12 protein-coding genes are annotated in these 19,277 nt (G+C 58.5%); 8 read left to right on the top strand and 4 right to left on the bottom strand.

Annotated features, from left to right (window positions below; all coding sequences use genetic code 11):
- The first annotated feature begins 144 nt into the window (after positions 1-144).
- The 4 genes from CO675_RS27695 to nolL all read left to right on the top strand — a co-directional run bounded on the left by CO675_RS27695 (position 145) and on the right by nolL (position 7,440).
- Positions 145-1,443, top strand: a complete 1,299-nt coding sequence (locus CO675_RS27695) for a glycoside hydrolase family 28 protein (RefSeq protein WP_198964765.1) — start codon at positions 145-147, stop codon at positions 1,441-1,443.
- Positions 1,444-1,674: 231 nt separating this feature from the next.
- The gene (locus CO675_RS27700; RefSeq protein ID WP_097674994.1) at positions 1,675-2,667 is read left to right on the top strand and encodes a pectinesterase family protein; all 993 of its coding nucleotides are present in this window, start codon (positions 1,675-1,677) and stop codon (positions 2,665-2,667) included.
- Between the two features lie 323 nt (positions 2,668-2,990).
- Positions 2,991-5,270, top strand: coding sequence for a hypothetical protein (locus CO675_RS27705; RefSeq protein ID WP_097674995.1), 2,280 nt, complete (start codon positions 2,991-2,993; stop codon positions 5,268-5,270).
- Between the two features lie 1,054 nt (positions 5,271-6,324).
- Positions 6,325-7,440 carry a nodulation factor fucose acetyltransferase NolL gene (nolL, locus tag CO675_RS27710; protein ID WP_198964766.1) on the top strand — a complete coding sequence of 372 codons (1,116 nt, stop codon included), beginning with the start codon at positions 6,325-6,327 and terminating at the stop codon, positions 7,438-7,440.
- Positions 7,441-7,601: 161 nt separating this feature from the next.
- Here nolL and CO675_RS27715 read toward each other — a convergent pair whose 3' ends face one another.
- Positions 7,602-8,969 carry a carbohydrate porin gene (locus tag CO675_RS27715; RefSeq protein ID WP_097674997.1) on the bottom strand — a complete coding sequence of 456 codons (1,368 nt, stop codon included), beginning with the start codon at positions 8,967-8,969 and terminating at the stop codon, positions 7,602-7,604.
- A gap of 1,428 nt (positions 8,970-10,397) precedes the next feature.
- Between CO675_RS27715 and CO675_RS27720 the strand changes: the two genes are divergently transcribed.
- Positions 10,398-10,925, top strand: a complete 528-nt coding sequence (locus CO675_RS27720; RefSeq protein WP_245452948.1) for a hypothetical protein — start codon at positions 10,398-10,400, stop codon at positions 10,923-10,925.
- Positions 10,926-11,165: 240 nt separating this feature from the next.
- On the opposite strand, the gene hemN is transcribed toward CO675_RS27720, so the two are convergent.
- Together hemN and CO675_RS27730 are read right to left on the bottom strand one after the other, a co-directional pair.
- Complete coding sequence (hemN, locus tag CO675_RS27725; protein WP_097675050.1) at positions 11,166-12,500, bottom strand: oxygen-independent coproporphyrinogen III oxidase; 1,335 nt, start codon at positions 12,498-12,500, stop codon at positions 11,166-11,168.
- 748 nt (positions 12,501-13,248) lie between these two features.
- Positions 13,249-13,965: a sulfite exporter TauE/SafE family protein gene (locus tag CO675_RS27730; RefSeq protein WP_097674998.1), complete on the bottom strand. Its 717-nt coding sequence runs from the start codon at positions 13,963-13,965 to the stop codon at positions 13,249-13,251.
- Positions 13,966-14,848: 883 nt separating this feature from the next.
- Between CO675_RS27730 and CO675_RS41815 the strand changes: the two genes are divergently transcribed.
- Together CO675_RS41815 and CO675_RS27740 are read left to right on the top strand one after the other, a co-directional pair.
- Entirely contained in the window at positions 14,849-14,971 is a 123-nt protein-coding gene (locus CO675_RS41815) for a hypothetical protein (protein WP_283808128.1), read from the top strand.
- 575 nt (positions 14,972-15,546) lie between these two features.
- Complete coding sequence (locus tag CO675_RS27740) at positions 15,547-16,272, top strand: LuxR family transcriptional regulator (protein WP_097675051.1); 726 nt, start codon at positions 15,547-15,549, stop codon at positions 16,270-16,272.
- Between the two features lie 273 nt (positions 16,273-16,545).
- Here the strand turns inward: CO675_RS27740 and CO675_RS27745 are convergent, their stop codons facing one another.
- Positions 16,546-17,268: an outer membrane protein gene (locus tag CO675_RS27745; RefSeq protein ID WP_097674999.1), complete on the bottom strand. Its 723-nt coding sequence runs from the start codon at positions 17,266-17,268 to the stop codon at positions 16,546-16,548.
- Between the two features lie 680 nt (positions 17,269-17,948).
- Between CO675_RS27745 and CO675_RS27750 the strand changes: the two genes are divergently transcribed.
- A complete protein-coding gene (locus tag CO675_RS27750) occupies positions 17,949-19,265 on the top strand; it encodes an ISNCY family transposase (RefSeq protein WP_158231317.1) in 1,317 nt (438 codons plus the stop codon).
- The last annotated feature ends 12 nt before the right edge of the window (positions 19,266-19,277 follow it).

Raw genomic sequence — 19,277 nt, forward strand, 5'->3', positions numbered from 1 at the left:
CGTGAACTTGCAAGAGCTCGGCCTTTTTTGGGTCTTATAAATGTCATCTTGCGTTGGCCTGTGAGGCGAGCTGCGGCTGTTGGTCAGCGCTCAGCTCAGGACAACGAAGCGGCGACGATGCTCGCCGCAAAGAGACCGAGGTTAATGACAAAGCATTTTCGTGAATGGACGTTGATATCCATCGTTGCCACCATGGTTGTCTGCCCCAGCGCAAAAGCGCAAGATCGCCGCATTGTCGCCGAACCCGCTGCACCTCATACGGTCTGCGACCGCCCGGTGCCGTCTGGCAGCAATGATACGGCCAGGCTACAGGATGCCATCGACCATTGCCCCGCCGGTGCTGCGGTTTATCTCGGGCGTGGCGAGTTCAGGTCGGATCCACTCGAGATGAAATCAGGTGTAACCTTGTGGATTGGACGCGGTGCAACGCTTTTGGCTATCCCGGAACCAGCTGCGTACGACAAGGGCCGCGGACAGTGCGGCCGCATCGCAGGTAAGGGCGACGGTTGCCGGCCGTTCATCAGCTTCTCCAAAACGCGCGGCGGCGGCATTTATGGCGACGGCATCATCGATGGCCAGGGCGGTGCGCCGATGGTCGGCAGCGCCGAAACCTGGTGGCAGCTGGCCCGCCGCGCGCAGGCCGAGGGCGGTAGTCAGAACGCTCCGCGTTTGATCCAGATCGATCATGCGCAGGACATCACGCTTTCTGGTGTCACCTTGCGCAATGCACCCAATTTCCATGTCGCGATGAACCGGGTCGAAGGTGCCACGGTCTGGGGTCTGACGATCGATACACCGGCCGATGCCCGCAATACCGACGGCATCGACCCAGGCGCCAGCCAGGATGTGACCATCACCCACAGCTTCATCCGCACTGGAGATGATAACGTAGCGATCAAAGCCGGCGATAATGGTTCAACTCGCCATATTTCCATCACCGATAATTATTTCGGGTGGGGACATGGGATGTCGATCGGCAGCGAGGTGAACTCCGGCGCCAGCGACATACTCGTGAGCAACCTGACCTTGGACGGCACGACGTCTGGCCTGCGCATCAAGAGCGATGTCAGCCGAGGCGGCCTGGTCGAACGCGTGACTTATGAGAATGTGTGTCTGCGTGGCAACCGATGGCCGGTCGCATTCGATACAAAGTACGATCCCCATGCCCAAGGCAGTAGGATTCCAGTCTATCGCCAGATCGTTCTACGCCATGTGCGCGGCGACAATGGTGCGCTACTGATGCGCGGGGTTGACGAGGCCCATGCGCTTGACGTGACGCTAGAGGATGTTCGATTTGCCGATTCCGCGACTTGGCAGCTCGAACATGCGAATGTGACAGCCGATCATTCTGACGTGTCTCCGCCGCTGCCCGGGCAAGTGAGGAAACCGGTGTCGCGCGATTGGGAGGGATGCGCCAGGGCAGTCCGCGACGGTAACCAGTAAGCACAACAACTCGGTGCCGAACCTTCAGACCGGTCGCGTCTGCCTGATACGGTTTTGATTCGCTGGCCTTGCGAATGGGGACCGGCGTTACCGCGATCGGACGTTTCGCCTATGGGTGCGTAAGTTCCGGTTCGGCAGGAAACGTTGTTTGACACTAGGCTGCCAGGTCGCGGGGGCACATTCCACCGATTGCATCAAGCGTGCAGCGAATCCGATAACAGGTGAGATCACATGCGGATTTTCGCGGTATTTGCTGCGGTTCTGGCCGGATGTTTCGGCATCTCGGCAGCCCGTGCTCAACCCCTTTTGGTCTCGCATGCCGAGAGGGCAGCTTATCACTCCGTGCAGGCCGCCATCGACGCATTACCGGCCCAAGGTGGGGATATTCAGATCGCGCCGGGCATCTATCGCGAGAAGATCAAAGTCTTCAAATCCGGTGTTCATATCAAAGGCTCCGGCAGGATGCCGGGTGATACGGTCATTGTGTACGGCGACGGCGCGATCAACGTCGGAGGAACCATCCGTTCTGCGACGCTGGACGCCTCAGGCGATGACTTCCGGCTCGACAACCTGACGATCCAAAACGATTACGCGCTCAATTCGGCCAATCCAGCTTCGCAGGCCGTCGCACTGTCCGTTACTGGAGACAGGGACATCATCAGCCGCGTCCGCCTGCTCGGCGCCCAGGACACATTGTTCGCCGGTAAGGGGCAGAACGGTCGAATGTCGCGACAATACTTCTCGGATTGCTATATCGAGGGACACGTCGATTTCATATTCGGCAATGCCAAGGCTTATTTCCGACACTGTGAGTTGCACGGTATCGCCAATCAGGCGGTCGTCTATACCGCGCAGAGCAAGGCAGCGCCGGACGAGGACAGTGCCTATGTGTTCGATCATTGCAGACTGACTGCCGACTCCGCCGCGCGGGATGTTGCGCTTGGCCGGCCCTGGCGCCCCTATGCAACGGTGGTGTTCCTATCGACGAAGTTGGATGCACCGGTGGTCGCGGAAGGCTGGCGCGAATGGACTCCGGGCACGACCAATACGCTGAGGACGGCCTACTATGCTGAATACAAATCCACCGGTGTCGGGGCCAATCCCGCAGGCCGCGAGCCTTATTCGCACCAATTGACCGATCGCGAAGCCGCGAAATGGTCGCTGAAAGCGTTCTTCGCAGGTGCCACAGATTGGCTATCCGCCGGACCTTCCAGATCGGAATAGAGGAAGGCTTACGGGCTGTCTTCTCATTTTTAAGCGGCTCTCGGGCCAATAGGGGGACGAGATCGTTCTTGCGCTGGGGCGTCCCGTCGACAGCAACTGAAATTGGGGGAGGGCCCGGCCGTCGCGCCACACCGGCTTCTTGCTGCCCCTTCAGAGGAGATCATCGCAAGCGGCGTTGCCCGCTGTGAATTCTTGTTCTTTGTCCGCTTTTCGAAAGCTAGGTCCCATAAAACCCCTGAATCTGACCTCGCTTCACAGCTGCGGCTTAGCGGCCGTGCAAGCGTGTGGATTGCGCAGGGCCTATACATCACAAGGAGAGCAGGATGGATCCAGTCGACCCATTCTTCGATTCAGGCGCTTGGATGGAGGCCTACGCCGCCCGACAGGGGCGAGCGGGGCAGCAAGGGGGCAGCGCAAGCCAGCAAGGCGATTTTGAGCGGCGGATGGAAGATTTGCAGCTCGATTCGCCTGATGAGAGTTCCGCAAAGTCGAGTTCGCCGGACCAGACTCCCGCAGGAGCGGGACGGGCAGTTCGACGGGACGAGCTCGGCGGTTCGATGCGGGTGCCGCCACGCTCAGATTTCAGGGACAGCGCGCGGGGCGATGCGCGGCGGAGCTTAGACATTCCCCGCTTTCAGCTTGATGCTCCGGCCCAAGTGCCGCGGTCCGGTTTGCGCGATGATCTGTTCAGCAGCGCGCGCTACAGCTTGCCGGACGCGGAGCCTGGGGTTCAGGTCAGGGGCGCTAAAAGCCGCGGACTGTGGTCGCGCTTCAAGTCGCGGGTCGGCAAAGCCTTTGGAGGGAGTAGCAAGTCCTCGCGGGAGACCGCGCAGCCGGATGCTTCCTCGACGAGTTTTCGCGTCGATTACGCCAGACAGCCGGGCCGGACGCGCGGGGTCGATCAGGAGGACGAGGCGCTCATCAAAGAGTTTAGACAAAGAGCAGTCCGCAACCGCACCGACGGCACCCCAGCCCGCAATCTCACCGACGGCACCATCAGAAATGCGGCAGCCGACCTGCGCATTTTGAGCGCGCGCCTCAATGACAACGATAGGCCCTCAATTGCGGATCGCATTCGCCTCGAGATGGAAAATGCGCAACTGGAAGATCCAGAGGTGGAAAACCGCCAACTGGAAGCTGAGCTCGACCAAGATGTCGACACTTATGCAGCGGACCGCGCAAGGCGTATCAAAGCAGCCTTGAAAAAGCTCCGTGAGGTCTGGGCCGGAAACACCTTGTCAGCCGATCTCCGTCGCCTGGCTCCCCATTCCGCGGACGCGACCCTCATCGGCATGTGGGCCGCGGCGGAAAAGGCGACACGCAGGGTTGAGCCGGAGACGATCGACAGGCAGGCTCGCCGGATGTCGAGGCTCAGTGAATGGCTGCGAACGCACGATAAGCCAGCCATCGCCGGCCGGCTCTTCACCTCCGGGCTGGATCAGGATGTCGCGGAGTATAGGCAAGAAACCGAAGGCAGCAAAATCAAAGCTGATTTGCTAAGGCTTGGCCGCTACCAGCAAATCCTCGAGGCGAACAGGGCTCTCGGCTTGCACCCTGCCGAGGATGCGGGGCAGCCTGTCGCCGAAGGCGTCCGACGGGCGCACTCGCCGCAGAAGGTCCCGGCAACGCCAGCCACGCCGAGTGCGGGAGCGTGGGGTTGGCTTGGTGAGCAGGTCCACGGACCCAGCTCGTCACTGCCAGTGCCGCATCACGGTTGGCAGGCCACCTCGTCGCAGCAACTGCCTACAACGTCGGCCAGCCCGAGCGCCGGGACTTGGGATCGGTCCAGCGAGCAGATCCTCCCACCCGCCGCACCTGTGCAAGCGCCCTATTGGATCCCGCAGCCCGATCTGCCGCACGGGCTTCCTGCGACTCCAGCCAGCCTAAGCCAAGGAGCCTGGGATTGGTTCGGGCAACAGATGCAAGAACCCGCCTCACCATCGTCGGTGAGGCCTCCCTCATCAAACATCTACAGCGGTCTGGATCCCTTGGTTGATTTGGAGCCGTCCACTTTGCACGACTTGCACGACGAAGCACGCGCCGCGCCGGTACCTGAATTTCGCAGAGCGCCGTCATTCGCTGGACCGTCCGGGGCCGCCCAGGAACTGCGGGATATTGGGGCCGTCGTTGGCTCTGACTGGCGCCACGGCTCTCAAGCGGCCTCGGACGTGTTGGTCGATGTCCTCGGCAACATCGATCTGCTGCCAAACCAGTTCGGGCCAAGCCAGTTTATGATCAATGGCGAGCGCTACTCGGCCACATTGGGACCGGGAGGACGCACGGATGTCCGCCTGATCCATCATCCGCGCCCGAGCTACCTTGATGAAGCTGCGCCATCCCGGCCGATTCATCTTCCACCGCAGATCGTCCAAGCCGAGCAACCCCGTGAGGGCCTACGGGACCTTGGGTATCTGATCCGCGGCGGATGGGAGCACCGCGAGCGGTTCCTTCCGCCTTACCTCGTCCGCGTCCTGCAGGGGGAACGCATCATGCCGGAGGCTGGGCGTCCAACCTATTTCCAGATCCGCGGCGTGCCCTACAGGGGCGAGTTGGATGAAAGGGAGGGGCGCCAGCGCGTTCGCATCTATCCTGAACGTGGCTGAAGAGCGCAGGCGGACGGCAATCTCAGGCGCTCGGCGGGGCAGCTCGCGAGGCGTTCTACAGCCCGGCCCTTGACAGCCGATGTATCCATTCGAAGTAGTGACACGGGCACCGCCTGAGCCGCCCAGCCTCCGTCGATCATCATGCCTTAGAAGCCGTTGTTCAGTAAGCGCAACTGTTCGAACCACTTCGGCCGCCCACAGTCCGGAGTGCGGACGACGCAGGCGTCTGGTGGAAGTGGGAACGCCCGCCAATAGCGTCGGTTTACTGACGCTGGCTACTCGTGATGGCAAGGTCGAATACTTTCGGAAGGAGGCCCAGCTGCGCACTTAGGCCTTCATGCTCGAGTTGGGTATTGCCGCTATTCAAAATTCTCGTAGTGCGTTGCAAACACTTTTTCCGGACGGGACACCCAGCAAGGTGACTGCTCGATCTGGCAGCCGATCGAAGTGAGGTAGCAGCACTTCAAATCGGTAAACCGTCGTATAGCTCGTTCCCCCTTTCTTTATAACGATCGCCCACATCCATATAATTGAATATTGGCGCCCAGCCAGCTATCGGAGCGTAGAGTTGCGATGGCAATTGCCTCCACGATCGACGGTCGGATCGATTTCCATGGAGCAAAAGCTGCAGCAGTTGCCTTTCATACTAAGTGGTTGGCGGCCGGATCCCGATGTTCGGCTGCTCAGCCTATCTCTCTCTTGGACCGGGCATCCCGTGCTCCGGTATAACGCGGCATCTCATGAAACTTGACCCAAAGAACAGTCGTCATGATGTGGTGTCTTCTCGGACGCCGCCAGGCCGCGGCCGACCTTCGCACGCCTGGTTCGCCAGCACCCGATATTCCAGCTGACCTGAACGGCTAGCTTCAAAGCGGCGTTCCGGAGAGTGGACCTACGACATCCGGCAGGGCTGTCTTTGATGCCGGCTCGAAACTCCAAATTGAAGAGCATGATGGACCGACGACCTGATGATGCAGCTTCCGGCCAGTACTTGGTCGCGGCAGCTACCCAACGTCAGACGGATCTCCAGCCCGTTGGATGAAGGGATGTCGAGATGATTGATACATTGCAAAATGTAACTGGGTCGACTCTGCCTGGTACGCCAGAGGAAAACGATCGCGATCTAGCTTTGGATTTCGACAAAGGAGTACTCATCATTTTGGTGATCGTCGGTCACCTGATCCAATATATCCTCTACCGAGATGAAGGATACTGGGATTCGCCATTCTTCAAATGGATCTACATGTTTCACATGCCTCTCTTCATGGCAATAAGCGGATATCTTTCTTGCCGAGCGCTGTTGCGAAAGTCGTTGATGCAAGCCGTCGGTGATCGGGCGATGCAGCTCTTGGTGCCCATGCTGTTTTGGTGCGCTCTCCTGGAGACAGCAAAGTTAGCCGTGCTTCCCCGCGCCCCTGACGCATCAGGCAACATTTTACAGCTTCTAAACGATGTCGCCGGCACATACTGGTTCATCTGGGCCGCGTTCGTTTGTTTTCTTTTCGTCAAAATTCTTTCGATCTTCGATCGTTGGTCGCCTTGGATCCTATTCTTATCGGTCATCCTGGTCGCACTTGCACCTCTGACATTCTCCATATTTCCTCTCATAAAGTACACTTACCCGTTTTTCTGCTTGGGATTCTCATTTGCGCAGTCAAGAGACTGGTGGACGAGCATAACGCGCGCTTACAAGCCGCTCTTGATCATGTCTGCCTCAATAGCCGCACTGGTGTGCTTTCTGGCCTGGCGCAAAGACACTTACGTCTACAAAAATCTCGTCCTGGTCAAAGATATGCAGTCGGCAAAAGACGTGCTTCTGATGCTTTTTGGCTCAGCAGCGGCCTCAGCGATCATGAGTGAGCTCTTCCGGCAATGCTGGAGAGTTGGCCGCTCAAATCGAGTGGTCCGCTTTATCGCCGTGGAAATAGGACAGAGCACGCTGGTGCTGTACCTGATTCAGGGCATGGCATTTCGTTTCATGGATTCGATACAGTACGCAGAGCCTTCGGATCTCACATCCAAGTTGGCTGTGGCGGGAATTCTAGGGGCTGCGATTGTTCTGGTCGCGCTAATGGTGCGCCGAACCGTGCGCGACATTCCCTATCTGTCTCAGCTCATTCTTGGTACTTCACCCCCGCGCCCTCTGTCCAGCGGGGCAGCCTGCGGATAAGTAGCTGTACCCGAAATCCGGTCAGGAGGCTCTTAGATCATGGGATAGCAGGCCTCCTGGTTCGTCTCCTCACAGCGTCTCGCCGGCGCGCTGGCCGAACTTTGCGCGCAATGTTTTCGAACCGAGAGTTTGGTAGCAGAATTGGTGGCATCCTTACTGATCTAGAAAAATATCAGCGTAGACACCAACAGATTGAGGGCGTGCTCCGTTCGGGGCATGTGTGTGATGCTTGTCGGGTTATGAATGTAGGACAGTCCGAGGCTTCCATATATCCCCGGAGCGATATGCGCGGTATATGTTCCCGTGATTGCTGTGGTATCGTGATGCGCAAGCTGCCCTTTGGCCAAAGCAGCATCCACTGCAAACCTGCTCCAGGTCGTGTTGTTGGCAACCAGAGCAATCAAATCACTGGGCCGGCTGTCAAATAGTCCCTTTGCATAAAGACGAAGCTCGTAATACTGGCTGATCCTGTTTAGGTCAGGCGGAGCTCCCATGATGGAGAACCCGCCATAGATGCCGCGAGATGGTATCCCCTCAACATCACTCTGCCAGAGCTGCCTGTCAGCAGCGATGTAATGAAAGTTATTCCCGCTCTCCCTTTGTAGATCCGGATCTGCCAAATTCTTGTAGCGGCTGCTGTTCAAGCCGATGCCGGCCCGCAGCCAGGTGTCGGGTACGCCGGGAGCGGCCTTGCTTTTGTAGCCAAGTTCGTCAATGAACAGAATGCCGGCATTGGCTGTGCTCCAATTCAAACCGGAGGGATTTTCGGTTATCTGCGCATAGGGACCATCTGGACTGATTGACCGCTGCACGGAGACTTTGTTGTACAAGTGATCATCGAAATTGTACTTCAGGTTGGCGGCCGGCGTTGGCGCGGCGTTGGTGCTCATCCCTGCTTGGAAAAGAGCAAACATGTTTGATCCTGAAATTCCTCCAAACAATGTGCCGGTGAACTCATTCGCATTTCTGAGATAGCCAAATTTGAGTTCGAATTTCCTGTCGAGGAAAGTTTGATAGTAGGCGAATGTATTTAATCCTACTCGATCTGGTCCAGGTCGCTTCCATGTCCAGTATTGCTGCTCGGCTCCAACGACAATCTGTCCATCGGGAATGCCAAACCGGCTGAGATCATAGGTGACGATCACGAAGTTCGCCGTAGCAAATGTCGGATTCTGCCCCATATAGAGCTGGTTAGCGATGCTGCTTCTGGCCGCATTCGGCAGCTGGTTGTTTGCAAAGGTATTGTGCGTCCAGCCGATATAGCCAATGCCGACGTCTGCCAGCGCGGATCTAACTCCATTCTTGTTTTGATCAATCGTATCAGCAGGACCGGGTATGTTGAGCCAGATCCCTTTTTCTCGGAAAGCATCAAAGCGTGCGAAGGGGGCGATCGTATTTCGCGCTTTGGTCTGGGCAATCCGACCGGCGCTGCCGCGCTTTATGAGAGGCAGGTTAAGAGCTGATGCCAGCGCCGAGGCATGAAGTCGAATTGGTTGATTGACCACGCCGATCCGGAGCGTTTTAGCCATATCGGGCAGCGTTGCCGCTCTTCTCTTGGTGGCTTGGTCCGCAACATTGCTCTTGGGGACAGGATCGTCAGCTGTTTGTGCCGAAACGGGGGGGCCGACCAAACAAGTCGCGAGCGAAAGTGCGACGGCAAGTCGCCGTTGCGGCTCGCTTGATCGCAAACTGCAGGCAAATGCTGCGATAGCCGAAGATGTCCGAGGCGTCGTCGCTGCAACAAAGCAATCACGCACAGTCTACTTCGCATCCTTGTTTTGCGAGCCATGAATGGATTGAAAGTCGGCCTCTCTGGTCCAGAACGGACCTTCCGAGCCGTGGTGTCTGAGGACAAGAGGGACGACGCCTCATGGGCAGGAAGTCTATCCCAGCCAGATTCACTAGACCTGGCGACTTGGTCGCCCGTAAGTGCGAGCACGATCTGGTCTGCGCCTTGCGTATGCATCAGGCCGGACTTGCCGAGAGTGAGCCGCGCTTGCTGGCTGAGCGAGAGCCGTTGGCCGCGAGCGCGCGGCGCCGCAGCTGTCCTCGCCACCAAAACAATTCGAACTTCGACTTTGATCCACTATGGGGTGGAGGATTGCAGCCTTGCCGAGCATCTTGCTCGAAGTGCCTTTCTCGACGAAGCGGCAGCCACCGGAATGCAATGCCAGCCAAAGCGGAACCGTGGCTTCGTGAGGCTGTCTTGGTATCGTGGTCCGCCAAGGACGAAGCGATCGTTGACGGTCGCGATTTCCACAGAGCTTTGGAATTTGTTCGTGCAGCGATCGCGTCTCAACGTCCACGATGGTGGCCCAGAACAGCGGGGGAAGCAGGTTTCGAGCTGCTTTAGCGGCTGTGGGCGAGCAGTTGCTAATTCCGCCCGCTGCATTGGCACGGACAAATCTGCGGTGCATTCCGAGTGCCTAGCTATGATCCTGTAACGTTCGTGGGCCACGCTTGCCATGTGTCCGTCGTCTCGATCAACCTGCCAGGATTGGTAGTTGGCCATGCTAAACACTTGCCGCTCCAATGGCATGGTGGCTCGAGCGTCAGCTGTGGCGCCTTTTTCGTAGCGCCTGGCCGCGAAGTTGCCAGCCTCGGCAGCACGGAAAGCCGAGAGTCCGACTTTGAAGGAAATAGCGGCCGGTTCGCATCGGGCGTCGGCAGGGTACAAAATCTGCAACGTTACCCTGAATGATGCGAAAATGCTGCACCATGGCCGAGGAAGATGAGAACTAGTGCTACCGCCAGCCTCCCTATAATGCAGGAGTTCCCCGTAGGGTGTTCGCTTTGCCTTGGTCAAGACGGGCCGCTTCATTGGAGCCAAGGGAGCAAATGGTCGGCGAGTTGAAGAATGTTGTTGGGGCGGCCGCAGCTCGCTGGGATGCGTGAGCATCGCGAGCTCTCACGTCAACCAAGAAGTCTATCGAAACGGGGAAGTCGGGCAAGGAACGATGGAGATGGTTGATCAGGCGGCCGCTTCAGACTTGCGGCCGCTCTTATACGGTTCGTCAGGGCGAATTCGCTGCGGTTTGGCGTTTCTCGTCCTCGTCAGCTTGTGTGCGGCAGCAGCTCATTTTGGCGGCAGCCTCGCAGGGTTTGTCGAGACGCCGGCAGCCGGGCCCGCAGATGCGGCGGTGGGCCTGTCAGCGCAGGACAGGATATCCCTAACCGAGATACGTTGGGCGCAGGAGAAGATGAGCGAGGATATCGCAGAGCTCAACCGGTACGTCGATGCTCAGCGGAAGGACCTCAAAGGGATCTTAGATCAGATCACAGTGCTGGCTTCGCGGATTGATTCCTTGCAGAATCCAGCAGCTGTCCCTTCTGCTACCTCCGCTATTTCTTCGTCGCCCCCACAAGCTGCTTCGAGCCCGGCCAAGAAGCGCGCCGAGAAGCGCGTAGAGCGGTCCAAACCACAAGGCTCCGTTTCCGTCGCAGGTGCGCCAGTGATCGCAGGACAGAAGAGGGGCAGGCCTTGACATGTTAAGGCTGTTACAGGCGTGGCCGAGTCCTTTAGCCGCACTCACCGAGGTCGGCCGTAGGTTTCGCAAAGTGGCTTGTTGCGATACATAGCCGAAGCCTACGAATACAGCGTCGTCACCAAGGTCACGCTCGCCGAGGTGATCCGCATCAATGCGGCCGACAGCATTCCGGCGCTTGTTTCGATCATTCGTCCGCAAGCAGCGTTAATGCATCGAAACCGTGCTCGGATCCGTGGCTTAGTAGGGTGTGCGGTCGAGATGAGCGTCGAATGCGGCAGCGACGGCGCGCACGACAAAACGGTGCTCGTGCTTGACGCGGACGAAGCCGTCCTGGATCTCCACTATGCCGTCCTCGGTGAGCATTTCCAAGCGGTCGGCTGAATCGAGAAACCCAATCGGATCAACTCCATGGGCAGCACAGAGTGCCGGCACGTCGGCCTGCAGATCGCACATCAGGCGCTCGATAATTGCAGCCCGCAGCCGATCTTCCTTAGTGAGACAGCAGCCTTTCGATGTTGCCAGACGGCCAGCTCTGATATGCCGGCTATAAGTAGCGGTTTCGGCCGCGTTCTGGACGTACCCGTCACCGAGACGGCCGATGGCTGACGGACCAAGGCCGATCACGGTCTTGCAGGTATCAGCCGAATAACCCAGCGAGTTGCGGCGCAGCCGTCCAGCTTCTTGTGCCAGCGTGAGCTCGTCGTCCGGCAAGGCGAAATGGTCGAGCCCGATTTGCCGGTAGCCGGCAGACACCAGCGTGTCCGCCATGGCCGCAGCTTGCTCGACGCGGGCAACATTGTCCGGCAGTGCCGTCTCATCGATCTGGCGCTGACGTTTCATATAGGAGGGCACATGGGCATAACCGAAAACCGCAAGCCGGTCGGGTCGCATGGCCACTGCCGTCCTTGCCGAGTTCACACAGGACTGCACCGTCTGGTGCGGCAGTCCAAAGAGCAGGTCAAAGTTGATGCGGCTTATTCCCTGCTGGCGAAGACTTTCGACAGCAGAAGCCGTCTGCGTTTCGCTCTGAAGGCGGTTGACCGCCCTTTGAACCTTGGGATCGAAGCTTTGCACACCAATGCTCGCGCGGCTGACCCCGGCTGCCCTTAAGCTTTGCGCCATCTCGGTCGTGAACGCGCGCGGGTCGATCTCGATGGCGACGCTAGCGGACGTGCTGAAGGCAAAATAGCGGCGTAATAGCTCCATCAGAGCTAGGAAATCGACCGCCGCAATGCTGGTCGGCGTTCCGCCGCCGAAATGCACATCGTCGACGGGCAAGGCGCGCGGCAGTTGCTCTGCAACTAAACGAATCTCCTCCCGCAGCGACGTCAAGTAATTGCGAATCGGCCGTTCGCTGCGAGTGAGGCTTGTGGGAAAGCCGCAGTACCAGCAGATCGACCGGCAGAACGGAATGTGGAGATAGAGCGATACGGGTTCGTCGGGCGGCAGCCGGTTCAACCAAGTCTGACAAGCCCTGGCGCCGATTGTCGTGGAGAAATCCGGTACAGTTGGGTAGATGGTGTACCAAGGCAGGCGAGCATCGCAATATTTTTTCAGGAGTGCGGTCTGCAAGGCTTGGCTTCCCATGCTCATACAGCCGCGAAGCTGGCCGATGCGCCCTTCTGTGTCTTTGAGTTATGTCAACTGGTCCGAACTCAGTCGAAATCGGAATTCCGTTCTCGGATGTGATCCACCATCTCGACCCATAACCGCAAGGCAAGCGACATCCCATGCAGGTCCGGGTGGAGTGGCTTCTCGTCGCTCACCTTCCTTCGCTATAGGCGGCATCTCTCGGATACATGCCATGAGCAGGACGCGTCCGGCTGGAGATACCATGGATAAGAAGTTGCTCATTAGATGAGGCGCGACAAGCGCGAGATCATACAACCTGACACTACGTGAGATTCAAGGCCCTTGGAGCTGCGCAGAAGGCATTTTAGACGCCACGCCTAAAAAAATGGACGGGCCTCATTTCCGCCACGCTGCTTGTCTCATTGCCGCAAGCATCGTCACGGATGTACTGATGATGTTGGGGCGGACCCGGCGCACTTCCAACCCCGGCAAAGTGCGTCGGGGCGCCTTGGCTCGGCGACGTCCCATCGCCGAATACAAGCAGCTCACCATTCACAACCAAGTGTCCGGTTTTGCTAATCCCGGATGCGAGGCCGACCAGCTTCTCACACGCAGTGACTATGTGAGGAGGCGCTTCTGTTCCGCTTTAGCGTTTCATGTCGTTTGTTTTGCGCTTGCCTTTGCAGTTATCAATCTTCGCGGGGATTGTGCAGTTCAGGTCTTCATTGGTCGCGCTTCAGCTGCACAATCATGCGCAAACCAATTGGATGCCGGCAACGAATAGAACCGCCACGAGAATGAACCTGACAGTTGTCTGGCTCATCCATTTCAGGCCGATCATCGTGCCTGCAACGGCACCACCCAGCGCGGCGACCGCGTAAAGCCAGAAATACGAAGACGGAAATTGGCCAGCGAGAAGAGCTCCAATGAAGCCAATTGTGGAATTAGCCAGAATAAAAGGGGGAGATAGCGCGGCGGTCTGCTTCGGCGACGCCCAATTCAGGGCGATGAGCGTCGGGGCGAGGAACACTCCGCCGCCGACGCCGGTCAGGCCGGAAACCAGGCCAATGGCCGCTCCAATGCTCACCGTTCCCCAAAGCGGATTTTCGTGAATGCGATCGGCGGCGCCTCCGCGCCGCACGATTATCACGGCGCCTGCCAATAAAAGGACGACCCCGGTCAGTGTCTTATAAATGTCTTCTCCGAGCACCATAAGGCCGCCGGCAAACGCCGCCGGCATCGATGAAAGCAGAAGCGGACGCAGCATTATCCAGTCAACGGCTTTGTTGCGGTTGAAGACCCATGTAGAGTAAGTCGCGACAACAATGTTGAGACCAAGCGCCGTCGGACGCATCTCTGTCGATGGCAGAGCAGCAAAAGCCATTAGCGCCAGAAATGCAGTACCACCCGCCTGGCCAACGCTCGTATAGAGCAGTGAGATGATCGCCAGGACCAGAGAAAACATACTTCACCGGTTTGGGCGATGATCTTCGCCTTGGTTGCGAGCCGCATCAAGGATGCCCTCCCGAGGCAGGTGCAATTGTCTTTCCCGCGGGGTTGTTGCTTTGAATTCCGAGTTTAGTCAGAATGTGCGGCCGGACCGATAGTCAATCGAAATCGCACGACGATTGCCATGTGTCGATCGTCTCCATCAACTGTCAAGGTGGGTAGTTGACTGGACTGCAAGACTCTTGCAGGTGGATGGACAACGCATGTCGGGTAGGCAGTACTCCCGACCTCGCCTGACGTAAACGGTTGCATTCCGAGCCGTTACACATGCAAGGTCGGTTGCCGGTGATCGGACCCGCGTTTGTCGTCAATCTTTGATCGGCCAGCCTCCGTGCTTTCAGGCCAGAAGTTCGCTGCGCCTGGGACATCGACGCGTTGGAGGAGCGCCGTCGCGAGAACCGCATTCTTTTTTTGATCTGGATCAATCGGTGCCGCGGCTCGCGCAAATGGTGCTGTCGCGTTTCCTCCCGATGTCACGGTTGCTTCAATACGCCATGTACTGGAACCGCCTGTTTGCCAAGCCCTTGCTTCCACGAGTGATTGTGCAAACACAAAAACTGGTATGACACTTGCTGGTCCGATCCAAGTCCTCTCCCTTCTGGAGATGCCCATGCAACGTGTCCTCTGCGTCAAGGAGCTCTCGCGACATCGCGTGTCTTTCGCTGCATCGTTGACGCCACTTCAATTCGCCCCTTCGATTTATTCGCGTCGAACCTGCACGCCCCTCAGAGACCACGCATTAATGCTAGGTCGTTACCTCTTGGGGTTTCTGCTGCATGTTGCTTATCGATCGCGTCCTCGACGCCGCGGAGGGGCTCAGGATCGGCTAAGGGCTGGCGATGCGAATTCGCAAGAGGGGGAAGAAAAATGACACCCCTAACACCTTCGCCGGCAAGCAGAGCATCAATGGTGACATCACGCAGTTGGAAGCCGGCGCCCGCGAGCGGGTCGGCGTGCCCTAGCTCATCTCGTTCGGGAAGCTCAATGCCTATAGTCTGCTCCTGCTCGGCCTTGACATGCAGCGAAGCCTCATTCGCGCCGGACCTGGGTTTCGCACGATCCAATCTGACCTATGCTGACGCCGCAACCGGTCGTGCTTGGTTCGTATCGCCGGCTGAACCGTTAGGACAGTCGGATTTCATCAATTCCGCGAGCCCCGCATGTGCGTCAGAGATCGAGAGCGCGGACCAATCAAAGTGGCCGCCCCTGCGGCGACTCCTAGATTGCCAGCACGTCACTGGCGAGCCGGGTAGATCACATTGAATGAGCATCGGCGCTACGGTTGCGGCGCGTTGTTCGGCTTCAGACACAGGATAGCAGCGGCGCCTCGGCTGTTTGACGGAGACGATCACGCCGCCGCAGTGGGCGGCAGGGCCCCGAATTCGGAAATGGCGTCTGGGCAGCATGCGGGCGCTCCAGACTTCTCGTAGAGCAAACCCGGGAGGTTCAGGCCATGGAATCCAACTTGGCTCCGCCTGAAACAAGCGCAATCGAACGCAGCGACACCGACCATGATCGGCGTCCTCAGCCGCCGATCATAGATCGCTTTAGTTTCACAGAATGCGCAAAACATACGCATTCGCTCAGAGCGCTGTTCGAGCTCCTTGTAAACTGCGCCACCGAAGAGGGGTTCGGTGAAGTTGCGTATGGCGCCCTCAACTTCGTTGAGCCACTTCGCCTGGCGGAATATCCACCCCCAACTGTGGCCGTGAAGTGGCCACCAGATTGGTGCGAGCGATACTTCAAACGCAAGTATCACACCATCGATCCGGTGGTTCGGCGGACGCCGATGCTGTTGCGGCCGTTTTTGTGGGATCAACTCGCCAACCACTATCCACTTCAACCAGACGAGAGACGCGTACTGGACGAGGCCAGGGAGGCCGGCTTGAAGCATGGTATGAGCGTGCCGTTGTTTGGGCCGCTGGGCCGAGTATCGGTGGTGTCGTTTGCATCTCCATCCGACGATGTTGATCCTCAGGACCGCATCGGCCATCTCAACGCATTGGCTTCGCTCTTTCATACCGCCCATGGCGAGATCGCACGTCCCGGCAATAATCGCGGAGAGAAGAAGGTGGCCCTGTCGCAACGGGAGATCACTTGCATGCGGTGGGTGGCGGAGGGAAAATCGTCATGGGAAATTGGGGTGATCTTGGAAATCAGCTTGAATACCGTCAATTTTCATATCAAAAACGCGATGCGAAAGTTGGGTGCGACCACCAGGATCCAGGCAGTCGCTATTGCGATTCGCCTCAATGTTTTTTGAATTGCTCACTCGAATGAGGAGCAGGCGCCAACGGTTTATTGTTGCTGGCGCTTCCGTTGAGGCAAGCGATCGCGACCCCTCGTCGCGTCGGGTCGGACCTCCTCAACGAGTGTTGGAGCACGGCGATGCGTTTCATCCAGCCTATGAGCCAGCTTGGACGACTGGTGTTTCGAAAAGGCCGGCAGGGGTGCTTGTTGGTCAAAGGAACTTGAAGAAAGAACCCCGACCGACGGTCGGGGATCTCGATTCGACGCCGCTGCCGTGTGGATATCACTATCTGCCAAACGCCGGGCTGAACTTGTAATTGAGCCGTGCCGAGATGAGATCGACGTCCTGGTGGACGCGATCGCCGCCGGATGTTGGGAAGAGCACGCTGCTGCCTTGCATGAAGAAGTGGTCATACTCAACGCCAGCCGACCAGCTCGGCGTGAGGCTGACTTCGACCCCTGCGCCCAGCGCACCACCCCAACGCACATCGTCGTTCCTGGAAATCCCGGCTCCGGTAGTCACTGAATTGATGTGATAGGTGTTGCTGGTCACCGCAGCACCGCCCTTAGCGTACAACAGAACGGCATTGAACGCGTAGCCGATGTGACCGGTGAGCAAGCCGAACGCATCCGTCTTGGTGCCAATGACGTCTGCCGGGAAGGCGGTGCTGACATTGGAGCCGTTGAAATCGGCCCAGTTGCCCTGACCTTCGATGCCATAGACTGTATTGAAGATCTGCCAACGATAGCCAATCTGACCACCGACGGTGGCTCCAGCCGAATTATGGCAGCCCTCGGGAGTGACGCTATTGAAATCCCAGCAATTGTGGCTCGATCCCCAGCCCCCATTGATACCGATATAGTAGCCGGTCCAGTCGGTAACTGGGGGGGCAACCGGCAGCGGAGGCGCTTTGACGTTGAGGGGCTGCGCGGCGAAGTCCGCGCCAAATGCGGGAGCGGCCGCACCGAGTGCGCCGATGCATGCAGTCAGAATCAGCAAATTCTTCATTAGAGTGTTGTTCCTTTCGATGCCCCCCGGCGCTGTGCGTCTTAACAACATCGCCGCGAATTGCTGTAACTGCAGCACAACATTGTTTTGCAAGAAACGGGTCGAATCGAACGCTGCGTCAGATTGTCAGGCGTGCATTCATCGCCATGCACAGCCCGACCAAGGTGCTCTTAGCCGATAGGCACGCACCGTGAACGAAGGTCAATACCGCCGATCGTAACTCTTGCACGATTCTCAACGGTCTCTGCGCGCCCGCGGAGGAGCCAAAAAGGTCGATGCGGCTGGCCTGCTTCTAGTAGCTAAATTTGCTTCGCCCTTGCGGATGCGACAGCGCCTAACGAGGCATTACGCTGAAGTTGTACAAGCGCGTCCCGAGTTTAGGGCATGAGTAGAATCTTCGTATGCACAGTGTCACGTTAAGGGATAACGAGCTTGTCCTGCCTCGTCGTCGCTTACGCTGACCCTTGGCTGACTTTGGCGCTTTGTATCCGCTGCATTAGTTGAGAAGCGGTTCGGGCAGAATAGTCGTGGAAAAATATTGCGACAACCATATATCGAGAATGCTGTCAGTAGCTCGTGATCTGTCGCCTGTTTGTAGCTCGTGAAGTGTCGTGTTTTCGGTGCCCCGGAACAAAGGGGGCACGATGGGCACGGCATCCATTCACGAGGGAGTACGACGGATGCGGTTTTCAAGTTTGTTGGAGCGGACGGAGGCCAAGGAGCTGACGCAGGAGGCGGCTGCAGAGGTTCTGGGGATCAGCGTGCGGACATTTCAACGTTGGGCAGAACGCTACGAGGCAGAGGGCGATGACGGGCTTGTCGACCGGCGGATGGGTCGGCGCTCGCCACGGCGAGCGCCGCAGGAAGAACTTGAGCGGATGCTGGGGCTGTTCCGGGACAAGTACGCGGACTTCACGGTGAAGCATTTCCACGAGCAGCTGCAAAAGCGGCATGGCTATATGCTGGGCTATACGGTGACCAAGCTAGCCTTGCACGCGGCGGGGTTGGTGCGGAAGGCGCCGAAGCGTTCGGCGCACCGCAAGAAGCGCCCACGCCGGCCGCTTCGGGGCATGCTGCTGCACCAGGACGGATCGCGCCACGTCTGGATCGAAGGTCTTCCCGCGAGGGACCTGATCGTCACGATGGACGATGCGACCAGCGAGGTCTACTCGATGGTCCTGGTCGAGGAAGAAGGAACGGCCTCGACCTTCCAGGCCTTGCGCGAAGTGATTGGCGAACATGGCCTGTTCTGCGCGCTCTACACCGACCGCGGCAGCCATTATTTCCTTACCCCAAAAGCTGGCGAGAAGCTCTCGAAGACGCAACAAACCCAGGTGGGACGGGCTTTGTCGCATCTTGGGATCGAGCATATCGCAGCCTATTCGCCGCAGGCGCGCGGGCGCTCCGAGCGGCTGTTCGGCACGTTGCAGGATCGGCTGCCGAAGGAGCTGCGGCTGGCCGGGATCACGACGCTCGAAGCTGCCAACGCGTGGCTGAAGGCGCATTACATCGCCGGGCACAACGCCGCGTTTGCGATCAAGCCCGAACAGGAAGGCACGGCATTCGTGGCCGACCGGCATGAGGCCTGGCGCGAGGCGCTGTGCGTGATCGAGGAGCGAACCGTCGCCAACGATAATACCGTTGCATGGAACGGTCGGCGGCTGCAGCTGCCGCAGAGCCGGCTCAGGCCTCACTTCGTCAAGGCTGTGGTGCGGGTACATGAGTATCCCGATGGCACCGTCAGCGTGTTCCTCGGACCGCATCGGTTGGCAATGTTTAGCGCCAACGGACAGCAGATCAGCCCCGACGCGCCCCAGCCTGGCAGCGTGCTCGGAGCCGTCAAGGACAAGCCCTTGCGGGCGCGCAAGCGCGCGTCCTTGACCGCTCCTGCGCGCGCCGCCGGCAAGATCGCGCGGGTCGGGGCGGAGAAACGGGCTTCAAGTCGAACAAAGAAACACACCCGCAGGGCTAAAACCGCCGCAACAGCCGTGGCATGATCAATCAGGGAA

The sequence above is a fragment of the Bradyrhizobium sp. C9 genome (genome assembly GCF_002532045.1).
Classification (GTDB): domain Bacteria; phylum Pseudomonadota; class Alphaproteobacteria; order Rhizobiales; family Xanthobacteraceae; genus Bradyrhizobium.

What these genes read in the sequence shown, in the direction of transcription:
- CO675_RS27695 (WP_198964765.1), top strand. Translation starts at nt 145, where the DNA reads ATGACAAAGCATTTTCGTGAATGGACGTTGATATCCATCGTTGCCACC.
- CO675_RS27700 (WP_097674994.1), top strand. Translation starts at nt 1,675, where the DNA reads ATGCGGATTTTCGCGGTATTTGCTGCGGTTCTGGCCGGATGTTTCGGC.
- CO675_RS27705 (WP_097674995.1), top strand. Translation starts at nt 2,991, where the DNA reads ATGGATCCAGTCGACCCATTCTTCGATTCAGGCGCTTGGATGGAGGCC.
- nolL (WP_198964766.1), top strand. Translation starts at nt 6,325, where the DNA reads ATGATTGATACATTGCAAAATGTAACTGGGTCGACTCTGCCTGGTACG.
- CO675_RS27715 (WP_097674997.1), bottom strand. Translation starts at nt 8,969, where the DNA reads ATGGCTAAAACGCTCCGGATCGGCGTGGTCAATCAACCAATTCGACTT.
- CO675_RS27720 (WP_245452948.1), top strand. Translation starts at nt 10,398, where the DNA reads ATGGAGATGGTTGATCAGGCGGCCGCTTCAGACTTGCGGCCGCTCTTA.
- CO675_RS27730 (WP_097674998.1), bottom strand. Translation starts at nt 13,965, where the DNA reads ATGTTTTCTCTGGTCCTGGCGATCATCTCACTGCTCTATACGAGCGTT.
- CO675_RS41815 (WP_283808128.1), top strand. Translation starts at nt 14,849, where the DNA reads ATGCGAATTCGCAAGAGGGGGAAGAAAAATGACACCCCTAACACCTTC.
- CO675_RS27745 (WP_097674999.1), bottom strand. Translation starts at nt 17,268, where the DNA reads ATGAAGAATTTGCTGATTCTGACTGCATGCATCGGCGCACTCGGTGCG.
- CO675_RS27750 (WP_158231317.1), top strand. Translation starts at nt 17,949, where the DNA reads ATGCGGTTTTCAAGTTTGTTGGAGCGGACGGAGGCCAAGGAGCTGACG.